General features: G+C 60.2%; 11 protein-coding genes. All 11 read right to left on the reverse strand.

Translation table 11 applies throughout. The annotated features are described in order from the left end of the window. On the reverse strand, window positions 1–729 hold a 729-nt coding region (locus ACLD7X_RS10850), incomplete at its 3' end, for a glycosyltransferase (RefSeq protein ID WP_425625179.1). A gap of 20 nt (window positions 730–749) precedes the next feature. Beyond that, window positions 750–1736, reverse strand: a complete 987-nt coding sequence (locus ACLD7X_RS10855) for a glycosyltransferase family 2 protein (RefSeq protein ID WP_411423651.1) — start codon at window positions 1734–1736, stop codon at window positions 750–752. Then, entirely contained in the window at window positions 1733–2728 is a 996-nt protein-coding gene (locus ACLD7X_RS10860; RefSeq protein ID WP_411423652.1) for a glycosyltransferase family 2 protein, read from the reverse strand. Before ACLD7X_RS10860 ends, ACLD7X_RS10855 begins: the two co-directional genes overlap by 4 nt. Window positions 2729–2864: 136 nt before the next feature. After that, on the reverse strand, window positions 2865–3716 hold the full coding sequence (locus ACLD7X_RS10865) for a hypothetical protein (protein WP_411423653.1): 852 nt from the start codon (window positions 3714–3716) through the stop codon (window positions 2865–2867). Between the two features lie 825 nt (window positions 3717–4541). Beyond that, window positions 4542–5597, reverse strand: coding sequence for a glycosyltransferase family 2 protein (locus ACLD7X_RS10870; RefSeq protein ID WP_411423654.1), 1056 nt, complete (start codon window positions 5595–5597; stop codon window positions 4542–4544). A 1-nt stretch (window position 5598) separates the two neighbouring features. Next, on the reverse strand, window positions 5599–6207 hold the full coding sequence (locus tag ACLD7X_RS10875) for an acyltransferase (RefSeq protein WP_411423655.1): 609 nt from the start codon (window positions 6205–6207) through the stop codon (window positions 5599–5601). Beyond that, a complete protein-coding gene (locus tag ACLD7X_RS10880; protein ID WP_411423656.1) occupies window positions 6204–7526 on the reverse strand; it encodes a glycosyltransferase family 4 protein in 1323 nt (440 codons plus the stop codon). The genes ACLD7X_RS10875 and ACLD7X_RS10880 overlap by 4 nt, the downstream gene beginning before the upstream one ends. 26 nt (window positions 7527–7552) lie before the next feature. Beyond that, the gene (locus ACLD7X_RS10885; protein WP_411423657.1) at window positions 7553–8842 is read right to left on the reverse strand and encodes a glycosyltransferase family 4 protein; all 1290 of its coding nucleotides are present in this window, start codon (window positions 8840–8842) and stop codon (window positions 7553–7555) included. A gap of 11 nt (window positions 8843–8853) precedes the next feature. Further along, window positions 8854–9783: a glycosyltransferase family 2 protein gene (locus ACLD7X_RS10890; protein WP_411423676.1), complete on the reverse strand. Its 930-nt coding sequence runs from the start codon at window positions 9781–9783 to the stop codon at window positions 8854–8856. Window positions 9784–10097: 314 nt separating this feature from the next. Next, window positions 10098–11222, reverse strand: coding sequence for a hypothetical protein (locus ACLD7X_RS10895; protein WP_411423658.1), 1125 nt, complete (start codon window positions 11220–11222; stop codon window positions 10098–10100). Window positions 11223–11687: 465 nt separating this feature from the next. Beyond that, complete coding sequence (locus tag ACLD7X_RS10900) at window positions 11688–12128, reverse strand: glycosyltransferase (protein WP_411423659.1); 441 nt, start codon at window positions 12126–12128, stop codon at window positions 11688–11690. Window positions 12129–12191: the final 63 nt, after the last annotated feature.

The following is a 12191-nucleotide window of genomic DNA, read 5'->3' on the forward strand; positions in this document are numbered from 1 at the left end:
CAGCCCACGCGCGGCAGCATGGTTACGCCCCTCACAGACCCAGGTGAAGCTGGCCTGGGGCCGCGCCTGCAGCACCTGCTGGGCCACCTGCGCCACGAAGAACGGCGCCTTGATGAACGCGAACTGGCCCACGTAGAGCAGCTTCAGGCGGCGGCCGATATCCATCGGCTCGGGGCAGGCTTCCTGGAAGGCCCGCGGGGCGGCCTGGGGGATCACGGCGATGCGCTCAGCGGCAACGCCGTGGTGGCATGTGAGGTAGGCCGCACACTGCGAAGCGCTCACGATGTGGCCATGGGCATGGCGGGCGATCATGCGGTTGCTGCGCGAGAGGGCGGCTCGCATCAGCCCATGGGCGACGCGCACCGGTGCCGGGCGCGGCACAGCATGGAGCCGCTTCCACGGCGCCAGGTCCTCCTCCACACGGCCTTCGAATCCGTGCGACCGGTGCACGAAGACCGCAGCGGGGGCGCGCGCGCGAAGGTCCTGCGCCGCCAGGTAACCGTGGGGCTGGTTGACGTGCACCACGTCGAACCTGCCCTGGCGAAGGTGGGCCCGCAGGGCTGTGCGGTAGGTGAGCGGCAGCTCGAGCAGGTAGTGCAGGTTGCCGTGGCGCAACCGCCGCCGCATGTCGCTGGCCCAGACCGTGCACACGTCGACGCCCGCACGCTCCAGCGCCCGGGCCGTCTGCCACTCGGTGCCGGCAGCGCCCGAGTCCGGCTCCGGAAGCACGTCGGCCATCATCAGGACCCTCACACCACGGACCCCGAAGCAGCGCCCTGGCTCCGCAGCTTCAGGAAGGCGGCCTGCAGCCCACGCATCCACACCCGGGGCGCCAGCGGATCGTCACGCAGCGAGGCCCAGATGTACCGCAAGGCCCTGGAATCACGGTTGCGGATCAGGTTGCTGGCCACGAAATAGTTCATCCGGGCGCGTGCGCGGCTGGCGGTCACCTGGCGTTGCGTCGGCGGCATCGCGGCGGCCTGCTGGAGCACAGGCTCATCCGATTCGCCCCTCGCACGCAGCCGCATCGCCTGCAGCGAGAGGCGTGCATAGGCAGCCTGCTCTTCGGCACGCGTCGCTGAGATGCCTCCCTCGTCAAAGCGATACGTGTAGAGCGGCTGTGGCAACATCACGAAGGCGCCGAGGGCTGCCAGTCGGTACCACAGGTCCCAGTCCTGCCCCACGCGTAAGGCGGCGCGATAGCCACCCGCCTGCTCGTAGGCGGCGCGGCGCATCATCACCGTGGGGTGCACGCTCGGACCATCGAGGATGCCGTGCCGGGCTGCCGGCTCCAGCACCCAGCGCGGCTCGGTCGACAGACCCGAGCCCCTGGCCTCGTAGAGCAGTTCGCCGCCCTTGGCCACCATGCGAGCCCAGCAGGAACAGAACACGGCCTGCGGGTAGCGCCGCATCAGAGCCAGTTGCTCTCGGAGGCGACCAGGCTCCGACACGTCGCCGGCATCCTGCCGGGCGATGAACGCTCCGCGGGCCTCGTGGCAGCCGCGGATCAGGGCACGCGTCAGCCCCTGGTTGGGCTGAGTGATCACACGCAGGCGCGCATCCGCCTGTGCGTGAAAGGCAAGGATCGCTGCGGTGCCATCGGTGGAGCCATCGTCAACGACGACGAACTCCAGATCCGCACCCTGCTGATCGAGGATGCTGCGCAGCGTCGCTTCCAGGTGAGCCGCGCCGTTGTGCACACCCATCACAACGGAGATCTCCGGGCTTGGGGTCATGGGACGTCGAGCCAAGCCAGGGGTAGACCTTTGCCGGATGGCGCAGAGCGACGCAAACTCTCTGCATGCATCGCCAGCAGGCCTGCGCGTTTCCATCCCAACAAGCCCGCAGCCAACTGGTAGATCTGCATCTGCAGAGCGGATCGGGCACCCGCCGCCCTCCGTGCGACGTTCAGACACTGCCGGCTCTCGTCAGGGAGTCCGGCTGCACCGGCCCGGCGTGCCTCAAGAAAGGCCCAGCGTGAGAAGTGCTTCATCTCGGCACACTCGGTGGGGACGCCAGCTTGCTTGGCTGACGCATACAAGCTGCTGATCAGGCGTGCCACGTCGCGGCAATGCTCAAGAGGGTCGCCCCCCCCAGTGAGCCGGGCCTGTGAGTGCTGGCGGTGCTCGGACAGCGTTTGCGGGCAGCGGACCAGCCTCACGCCAAGGGCCGCGACTCTTGCCTCGTACTCCCAGTCTTCACACATCCGCATGTCACTCCAGGGCCCCACGGCATCGCACACCTCGCGACGAAACAGCGGCGTATGCGTATTCCACCAACGGTCGACCAACAACGCGGGGAACAGCCTCTCGTGCTGCTGCGCAGTCCACTTGTACGGCTCGCGCAGCACAGCGCCGAACTCATCCACCAAGCGGGTGATGCCGTAGGCGATGCCGCACTCAGGATTTGCACGCAGCGCTGCCACCTGGACAGCAAACTTGTCGGGCAGCAACAGGTCATCACTATCGAGGTACTGGATGAACTCACCAATAGCCAAGCGTCTTCCAGCCTCACGAGCAAAGCCGGGACCGCTGTTGCTGATTCGTAGGGCTCGTATCTCCGAGGGATGCGACTTAACCAACGACGCCACGAAAGCAGCAGTGCCGTCGGTAGACCCGTCATCAACAATGATGATTTCAATCGGGCGGTAGAACTGCCTCAGAACTGAAAGAACAGCTTGATCCAGCAACCCTGCTCTGTTAAATACAGGAATAATAACTGAAACCAAGCCACGCCTCAAAGCGCGATGAGCTTTCATTAAGGTAGGCCCCGAGAAACGCGGTCAGAACTTAAAGAAATTCACTTACTGGCGGCTTAAAGCTGATACTCGAGCGTCAATAGCGCAGCTTCGATGAAGCCCAAGTCTAAGCCCGAGAATTGGCCAAGCTCATAGAAGAGTGTATATAGCTGTTGAATGCGCGAGCCCTAAAGTGAGCCAAATAGACTAGATTTATCAAGTCGTCACAAAGCCACCTCGAGTCATATCTAATTCTTGCTCTATTTCTCATCAGGAAGTTTTTGTTCCCCATCGCGATATGAGATGAGCTCCTGCTGATACTTAGCTCTCCTTCTTCCTGCCTTAAGCCGAGCGCTGACAATTGCTCATTCAGGAAGTCACTGGGGCTAAAACATAAGCTTTCATAAAGGCTAAAGCGAAAATCGACTCGGCCAGATACTAGATAACGGAGGATGATCTTATTAGCACCAAGCCAATAGTTGAAGGCACGCCAAACAGAAATAAGTGAGCGCTTTCCGCGGGGCCTGCTCACCATAGACGCAGAGAAGCTGCGAACATCCTTAATAGAAAAAATGACTCGAAGAACATCATGGGGCATGAATATCTCCGAAAAGTTTTCAGACAACATTTGCAATGTTGCAACAACTTTCGAAGAGTCTACTATAATCGCATCTTCACCTTGGGTTGCACGCACATAAGTCACCAAGCTTTTGTACTTACTAACCAGAGGGATATTTGAGTTTAGCCCACACAAATCAATCATGTTGCGCCAGAATTCACATTGATTCCAGTCCTCTAGGCATGAGCAGAGAGTAGCGCCCTGATAGCCACCCCATTGTGCAACGTAGTTATTCATGTGCCCTGGGGAGAAGAACTGGGATACCTCTCCGAGGCCCAGAACTTTAGGATGAGCACTTAGCAAATGATTTGTCAGCGTGGTTCCACTATGCTCTAAGCCAACAATATAGATGAATTTCATTAGTTTCTACTTCGGAACAAACGATGAGGTTGGTGGACAAGCAGATAGTTTGCTTTTGTGTCCGCTACTGAGCATGCAGCTTCCTAACAGACATAAGTCACGATAGCCATGTCAGCGCAATAATTTTTCGACCCGATTGGCGTTACTTCACATATACACACATGGTTGACATATTACGCCTGCAGAGCCTATTAACTTGCGCAGATAGTAATCCTAAATTCATGCGATGGGGCGCCTAAACACACTACATCAGCTTGGCCATGATAGATACGACCAATACAAGCCAAGAAATACTCATCACAGGCGATGCGTCTAATCAGGAATACACTCTGCTTCCACAAATAGCCCCAAAGTTATTCGCAGAAGGCCCCATCGCTGGACGGCCACTGGCCTCAGCGAATTCCCGGCAGGCAACCAAACTCTCGCCGGGCAGCAAACCAAGAGAGTGCCAATAAAAGCGGATTAGCAGGGCCACCCATGTGCGAATAGAGAATTGAATTTCCTAGGGTGCTGACGAATCCTTTGAGAACTAAACTACCCGACAGACGGTTGAGCACATAGCTGAAGCATCTTGCTTTGGCTTGCGCGGCCGATTAGCCTCCCAACTAACTGAGTCATTTTCTTCCACACAAGCAAACCAAAGAATTTCCAATCAGTGATGTCGATTAGAACAAAAGAGCCAAGATGGATAAAGTTTTAACTCTTGGCCTGGCTCGCCTGGACGGAAAATGAAGTCAAATACAATCTAAATAACTACAGTTTGAGTTTCAGGCTTGCATGGCATGCCGTAGCAGCGTTACGAGATTTGCACAGGAGCTCGCATACTCACCGCGCGTTACCGACTTCATAACCCGACCCATCAATAGCACCCGCCTTCAGCGCTCGAAGCTGCGCAATTCGCTCGTTCACCGGAATGGCGAACCTTCGGTCGGTGAATTGTTGGCGCTCGATCAAGCCACTGTGCTTCTCCGGCTGCGATTCATGCCATAAATGCACAAAGGGCACGAACGCGCCGGGATAGAAGCGCAGGGTCTGGGCACGCTCCAGGATCTCGTCATCCTCACCGCCCCACCCATAGAACGATTCGTCATGCCCACCGATCTCCCAATAGGCGTCGCGGGTCATCACCAGTGTCACCCCACGGCAGTTGGCGCGAACGTCGTCGATGGATTTGACGCAGGCGAGCGCATACGTTTGCTGCACCTGTCTCGACGTCTCGCGGTCGAGGTAGAAGACGAAGCGTGGGACGAGCGCACCGCTGAAGCCGCGGGCAAACAGATCCAGGGTGGCCTTCCCGTAGCTGGAGGGAGCCACCATGTCGGCATCGTGGAAAACGAGGGATTGCGAACACGCCTGGCGTGCACCCACGTTCAGCGCCCACGACTTGTTGAACGGCATCTCGGGGGAGGTGGAGGGTGCGTGCAACAGACGCACACCGGGCAGGTCTTCGGGAGTCAGCACCGGGATCCAGCTCTGCTCAACCACGATGATCTCCAGCCGCACCCCTGTCTGACCCCACAGGCTGGCAAGGCAGCATCGCAGCTGCGGCAGGCGCGCCTTGCCACGGAAGGCGATGATCACGCTCAGCTGCGGCTCAGCCTGTCCCCGCTCCCCGGGGGGAGCGGCAAAGGTGACGGGCCATCGCTGCAGGCAACACCTCAGCAGCCGCGCACCCGTGCGGGGAAAGAAGCGGCACACCGTGAGCGGCGAGGTGTCGCGCCACTTGCACACGCGGGCCCTGCCTGAATCGGTTGCCGTCAGGCGTTCGTGGCGGTTGCGCAGGTCGAGCCATGCTTCGCTGGGTGAGCGCAGCGCCAGCTCGAGCCGCCAGCGCTCGTGCAGCCAGCAGCCCAGCTTCTGACGAAGGGTGACAGACGCCATCTCAGCTGCGCTCCCCGATCTTGCGGGCGGGCACACCGCCATGGATCTCAAAGGCCGGCACATCCCTCAAGACCACGGCACCGGCCCCGATCACCGCCCCGTCGGCGATGGTGACGCCGGGCATCACCGTGACACCGGCACCCAGCCACACGTCGTTGCCGAGGGTCACGCCGAGCCGGGTGCGGTCGGGGCCTTGATCGCGGATCATCCGGCCGCGATCCACAGCGTGGTTGGAGCCCACCAGCGTGCAGAACTGGGAAATCAGGCAGTCGGATCCGATCACGATGTGACCATCGCCGCAGGCGCGCAGGTTGTTGTACTCGCCCAGCCAGGTGGCGGCGCCGATGCGGATGCAGCCGTAGCCGTTGGCGTCATCGCCGAAGGCGAGCACAGTGCCGCTTCCCACCGCGGCCCGTTTGCCCAGGGCCAGCCTGCCCTCGGCATAGGCCAGCAGCTTGACATCGTCAGCCAGCTTGGCGGTGGGATGGAGGCGGCGTATCTCGTCCAGACGCAACCACTCCAACCGCCGTTCACCCAGGAATCGCCGCACCTCCGGGTAGCGCAGAAGCGCCACCGTGCACAGCCACTCGGCCATGCTGCCGCGGCTCATGACGGCGCAGCCCCCTGGTTCGGCGCATCGAGCGCAGCGGCCTCCGCCCAGAATTGGGGGTCGTCGCAGGCCAGGCTGGAGTGGGCATGGGGCCATTCGCCGCCAGGGCCTCCATCCGGGCCCTTCTTGCCCATCCATTCGCGCACGGTTTCGGCCATCAACGAGCCCAGCAACCTGTCGAGCCTGCTGCTCGCGCCACCCACAGGCACTGGTGGGGCAGCTGGAAGTGCCTCGGATTCACAGGTCGCCTGGAGTTCGCGGCTCCAGTGGGCCACCGATACGGGAATGCTGTACCGCGTCTGCACAAGGGCCTGACCGGCCTCGACCAGCTGTTGACGCAGCGCCTGGTGAGTCCATACCCGCCGCAGCTGGGCAGCCGCGGCCGCACAGTCACCCGGTGCAAACAGCAGCGTGTTGCCCTCGTGGACCAGCCCCCCCTCCAGCCCTGAGCCCACGTAGCGCGACGACACCACGGCAACGCCGTTGGCCATCGCTTCCCAGATCACCTGCGGCCCTGTCTCCCAAGCCGAGGTGAGCAGCAGGACATCGACCTGACTGAGAACCTGGGCCTCCAGCTGCTGTGGCGTGAGGAAGCCCAGGAAACGGGCCCGGCCGGCATCAACAGCGGGCTTCAGCGCCTGCCGCAGCCCCTGCTCCTCAGGGCCACTGCCCGCAATCAGCAGTTCGAATGGAACGCACAATTCGCCGAGTTGGCGCGCGATCTCGGGCAGATCACCCACCCGCTTCTGATCCTGCTCGAGCCTCCCTACAAACGCGATGCGGAGCTTGCCAGCCTCATGCGGCGCCCGACGGGGTTCGCCCAGTTCGACGCCACAGGGCGCGTAGCCGATGCGGTCTTCCAGGATTCCCGCGCGTTGCCGCACCAGGCGACATGCCAACCGATTGGTGCACAGCGCGCGATCGATCCATGCTGCGTAGCGCTGGACATCGGCGTAGAGATCCGGCTGGATGCCGTGCAGCGTCATGGCGATCTTCGGGTGCACCGCCATCCGACGGCGTGCCCGCGCCGTGCCCACGATGGCGTCGGGAATGTTGACGCTGGCCACGACGTCTGGTTGCACAACGGCCACGGCCCGCTCAATGGCACGGGCCCGCCCTTCCGGGGTGCCCGTGGCGCATTCGATGGCCCGCCAGCGGCTGTGCGGGTGCCTTTCGAGGTAGCTGTGCGGCAGGTGATGGCGCGGGCCCTGCACCAGGCCTACGGACACCTTCCAACCGAGACCCGCCAGCCCGGGCTCCAGGTAGTCGAGCCAGGTTGCCAGGCCGCTGAGCTGGTAGGCGCTGGGGGCCACGAACATCACTGATCGCTGTTCCCCCGTCACCATCAGCGTGCCCTCTCCATCGCCGCGGCATACGCGGCTACCAACGCGGTGTCGCGACAGCTGAAGTGGGGCCACTCCTCCCCCGGGCTGCCATGAGCCACCTGCCGGCCCAGGGTCCGGCGGACAGGCTCCCACCAGGGGCGGCGCAGGCCCAGCGGGCCGCGAGCATCAAGGCTGCGAGGCCGCACCGGCTGCGGCAATGGCGGCAAGCTCAGGCAGCCCTCCAGCGCGCGCGCCCAGTGGCGGCCAAAAGCCTCCATCGAGAAGCTCTGCCGGATGTGCGCCGCCGCCGCCTCCGACAGGCAACTGAGCAGAGCCGGCTCGGCGGCCAGCCGTTGCACATGTTCTGCAGCACGGCGCCGATCACCGACCGGAAAGACCAGTGCATTGATCTGATCCAGCGCAAGGCCATCGATGGAGCGGCCGAGGAAGTCGGAGGTCACCGGCACGGCGCCGTGGCTCATGGCCTCCGCGATGGAGTAGCCCCAGGCCTCTGCCGCCGAGAAATGAGTGAGCACGTCGACCCGCGGGAAAAACTCGGTGCGCAGGGCAGCAGCGTTCAGCTCACCGAGATAGCGCACATGGGCCGGGAACTCCGATGCCAGCGCGGCAATGGCGGGAGCCACATCGCCGGCACCCGCCACCCAGAGGCGAGCCTCCGGCACGAGTCTGTGCAGCTCACGAAAGAACGGGGCGATGTCTTCGGCGCGCTTCTCGCTGGCAAGACGTCCGGCATAACCCACCACCAGCGGCCCGCGGCCACGCCGGGGCGCGGAAGGCGCTGTGGCAACGGCGTTGGGAACGTGCAGCAAACGAGCAGCAGGAAATGCACCAGGCACCGAACGCATCGCGGTGTGGCTGAGCCGGCTCACGCACACCACGGTGTCGATCACATGCGCATTCGCCTGCAGGCAGGCGGCCTGCTCGGGAAGATTGCCGTGATTGACCGCTACCAGCCGCACGCTGGTGCCGGCATGGCGGAGGCGCCGCACCGCCTCAAAAGCCGAGTCGAGCACCGTCAACACCACCACATCAGGCCGCACCCGCTCGATCGTGCGTGCGATGGCCTGTATCCGCGCCTCTTCGGTGCCGGATCGGGCATCCATGCGCAGCGTGCGCAGGCCCGGCCGAAAGGCCTCGACCCTGGACGGGACGTGGTAGCGGCGGCCCCAGGCCAGGCCCACCCTCACGGCCCAGCCGCGCTCGCCGAGCGAACCCGAAAGCGCCTCCACCCAGGTGCCGATGCCGCAGGCCGTGGACGCCGATGGGTACAGAACCAGGGCATTCTTCATCCTGGGCATTCTCAACCCAGAAGGCGATGCGCCCAGCCCCTGGCTCGCCACTGCCAATGCTGAAGGTGCCTGTTGTGCCTGAGGGCGATCTGCTGGCGCAAAAAGCACTCGCGCGTGCGCTGCTGCTGCAGCCATTCGTAAACGATCGCACGCTCAGCCACGGGCAACGCCCGAACCTTTTCGCGCACGATCTCGAGCATCTCCAGCAGAAACATCTCGTGGGTGGCCACCGTCTTGCTCGCATCGTGCAGGCGGAACTTCGACAGCACGACATCGAGCTGCGCCGGCGGGCCGAAGCGCTCGCGGAGCCGGTAGAAAAACTCGAAATCGAAGGCGCAGTGCAGATCCTCACGCAGTGGCCCCACGGCCTCACCCGCCGCACGCCGCCAGAACGTGGAAGGCTGCAGGATCGCAGCGCGACGATGCTGCATGTGCAGCAACCACTGCGCAGGCGGCAGTCCCGGATCGACAGCCAGCACGTCGAGGGGCATGCCCTCTGCATCGATGAGCTCGCAGGCCCCGGTGCACCAGATGGAGTCGGGATTCGCGTCGAAGAACGCACCTACCACCGAGAGCGCGCCCTCGGCGAGCAGATCATCGGAGTTGATCCAGCCGACGACATCACCGCGAGCCCAGGCGAAACCCTTGTTCAGCGCGTGCGCCTGGCCCCGATCGGGTTCGCTCACCCAACGGTCAAGGCCTTCGCTGTGGCGCTTGATCACCTCAAGCGAATCGTCGGTGCTGCCGCCGTCGACAACGATGTACTGCAGATGGGGGTAGCGCTGCCTGGCCACTGATTCCAGAGTCAAGCCAAGATAGGCAGCCTGATTGAAGGAAGGGGTGACGATGGATATTTGGGTTTGCCAAAGTGACACCGGCTTGCTTCGCGTCGACACCTCAGTTGCACTCCTCGTACCTCTTGGCCTCACGCGCCAAGTCATCACGTTGGAGTTCAACACTCAGGATGGAGCATTGGGCATCGAGCATGCCTCAACTCTCTGCAGCCTGCTTGGTCACGAAGGCAACTCAAGAAGCCCATAAACCTGCTGAGACATTCCAGCAGAGAAGAGACACGACAGGGAGGCCCAGCCTCGGAATCATATGTAGCGACTAACAAGGGATCCAACCGGCAAAGGCCAAATCATAGCGTAAAACTGCACACACGAAGCGGCATTGGCATAAACATGAACAGAAGCCGCAGTAAATAGAACGACAGAAAGCTGCCATCAGCTATCGAGAAAATGGCTTTCCCGCATCATGCTTTGAGGGCATGCAAGACACTTCTGCGAATGAAGCCCATAATACGCCTAGGATAGTGCAATACTTTGTCACTCCAAGGCCTTGGAGCCTTGCTCAGGCACCATAACTCCAATACCATATCAAGGAGAAGAGCCTCTGAGTTAGACAAAGAAAAGGGTTGATCACTGGCCTCAGGCGCCGTCTCGGCAGTTACAGGCCAAAGGAATTCTCTGTCGGGAAATATATTATGCAACACCCATGCATCAGACTCGGCAAAAGAGCTGTCATAGTCTAAATATTCTTGTGGCTCGGGGATATAACCTGGAAGCCCAGATGTATGTTGACGGATAAACCGCCAGAACCCGTAATGAATGGGGCTTCGAAAACCCGATACCAGCCTTGGAAACTTCCTATTGAAATAGCATAAACACAGCATTCCAAAACGCGAGAGGGATTCATTCTGACGCTCAGGATCCTTGGTCAGTGCATCATCAGGCAGCCCAATTTGGGCTTTGAAGTCAGAAATCAAATCGCCACTAACAAAGTCCTCTTTCTGAAAAAGACGAATTATAAAACGAGCCTCAGGAAAATACTCTCGCCAAAGCCGAATTGTACGAGCGTGATTGCAAGCATTATTCCAGTATGGATGGCTGGGAGATGGAAGACGGGGCACATAAAACCCACTAACCAAGCTGGTCGACCAGAGGCTTACAGCAGTCTCAATCGGTCGTCGTATATACAGAAGTATGGTAATTTCGTCAAATAAATCCCCTAAAATGCTGCGCAGGAAAAGCAGAGACTCTTTACTCCCAAGCCTTGACTGCAAGAACTCGGACGAGATTATCCAAGAGGATTGACTAGAGGAGCATCGATTGATCTCCGAGATAAATGCATTGCGAATGCTTGCAAGGCGTTTCTTTACATCTGAAACCCGCATACGACATAAGAACTCATCAAAGGCCTTAGGATCCGCGAGGACTGGCAGCCAAGCATGATTACCCCCGCCTGAGTCAAGCGATCTTGGAGTGAAGACATTATATTCAGCAAGGATGTCCCTGTTTTGAGCCAGAAACTGCTGAATGGAGGTTGATCCTGTCTTTTCAGTTCCAATGTGCAGGATCAAGCGCGGTTTTGCCGGCATCCCAAGAATCTCATTAGATAATCTTGAAAAAATCCTACCTCAAACAAAATGGCGGGAGCTCGCTAGGAATTAGTTGAGTATGCGGGAAGGATAGAGAGGTTTTATTCATTACACCAAATACAAGCCTCAAGGCTGATCGACAAGACAAATGACCCAAAGGAGCCAGGAAATACCTTTGGATATAGATTCATTGACTTGGGCAAACTCGGCAGTGATATCTTTAGGTTTAGGCCTTACTGAAACCCAAAGAGATCTCCTATCAAATACCAAAGGGATCTACCAGCTCTGCACACAGACGTTCTGCAAGAACCAGAGCTTGAGCGTCATCTATATGCGGCAAGTGTCTCATTATCACTAGCATCCTCTCCGCAATGGACGAAGCTTACCTAAAGCGCCAAGCATCTAGATCATTGATGCCATTCCCTTTGGGAACAGTTAATTTTAGCCAGTCGTGTCTACAGCCTCCTACTTCGCAAACGTCAGCCCCGCATCGACAGCCAGCACGTCGAGGGGCATTCCCTCTGCATCGATGAGCTCGCAGGCCCCGGTGCACCAGATGGCGTCGGGATTCGCGTCGAAGAACGCACCTATCACCGAGAGCGCGCCCTCGGCGAGCAGATCATCGGAGTTGATCCAGCCGACGACATCACCGCGAGCCCAGGCGAAACCGTTGTTCAGCGCGTGCGCCTGGCCCCGATCGGGTTCGCTCACCCAACGGTCAAGGCCTTCGATGTGGCGCTTGATCACCTCAAGCGAATCGTCGGTGCTGCCGCCGTCGACAACTATGTACTGCAGATGGGGGTAGCGCTGGGCTGTGACCGAGGCCATCGTCAAGCCGATATAGGCGGCCTGATTGAAGGAAGGAGTAACAACAACAATGTGGGTTGGCCTAGGCGACACTGGCATTGACTACTTCGATAATTCATAGGCGAGATCCTTTATACATCGACACGCCCAAAGCAAAGCGAC

The sequence above is a fragment of the Aphanothece microscopica RSMan92 genome (genome assembly GCF_046613545.2).
In the GTDB taxonomy this organism is placed as follows: domain Bacteria; phylum Cyanobacteriota; class Cyanobacteriia; order PCC-6307; family Cyanobiaceae; genus NIES-981.

Coding starts and splice junctions, on each gene's coding strand:
- ACLD7X_RS10855 (WP_411423651.1), bottom strand. CDS start 1,736: ATGACCCCAAGCCCGGAGATCTCCGTTGTGATGGGTGTGCACAACGGC.
- ACLD7X_RS10865 (WP_411423653.1), bottom strand. CDS start 3,716: ATGAAATTCATCTATATTGTTGGCTTAGAGCATAGTGGAACCACGCTG.
- ACLD7X_RS10870 (WP_411423654.1), bottom strand. CDS start 5,597: ATGGCGTCTGTCACCCTTCGTCAGAAGCTGGGCTGCTGGCTGCACGAG.
- ACLD7X_RS10875 (WP_411423655.1), bottom strand. CDS start 6,207: ATGAGCCGCGGCAGCATGGCCGAGTGGCTGTGCACGGTGGCGCTTCTG.
- ACLD7X_RS10880 (WP_411423656.1), bottom strand. CDS start 7,526: ATGTTCGTGGCCCCCAGCGCCTACCAGCTCAGCGGCCTGGCAACCTGG.
- ACLD7X_RS10885 (WP_411423657.1), bottom strand. CDS start 8,842: ATGAAGAATGCCCTGGTTCTGTACCCATCGGCGTCCACGGCCTGCGGC.
- ACLD7X_RS10890 (WP_411423676.1), bottom strand. CDS start 9,783: ATGACTTGGCGCGTGAGGCCAAGAGGTACGAGGAGTGCAACTGAGGTG.
- ACLD7X_RS10895 (WP_411423658.1), bottom strand. CDS start 11,222: ATGCCGGCAAAACCGCGCTTGATCCTGCACATTGGAACTGAAAAGACA.
- ACLD7X_RS10900 (WP_411423659.1), bottom strand. CDS start 12,128: ATGCCAGTGTCGCCTAGGCCAACCCACATTGTTGTTGTTACTCCTTCC.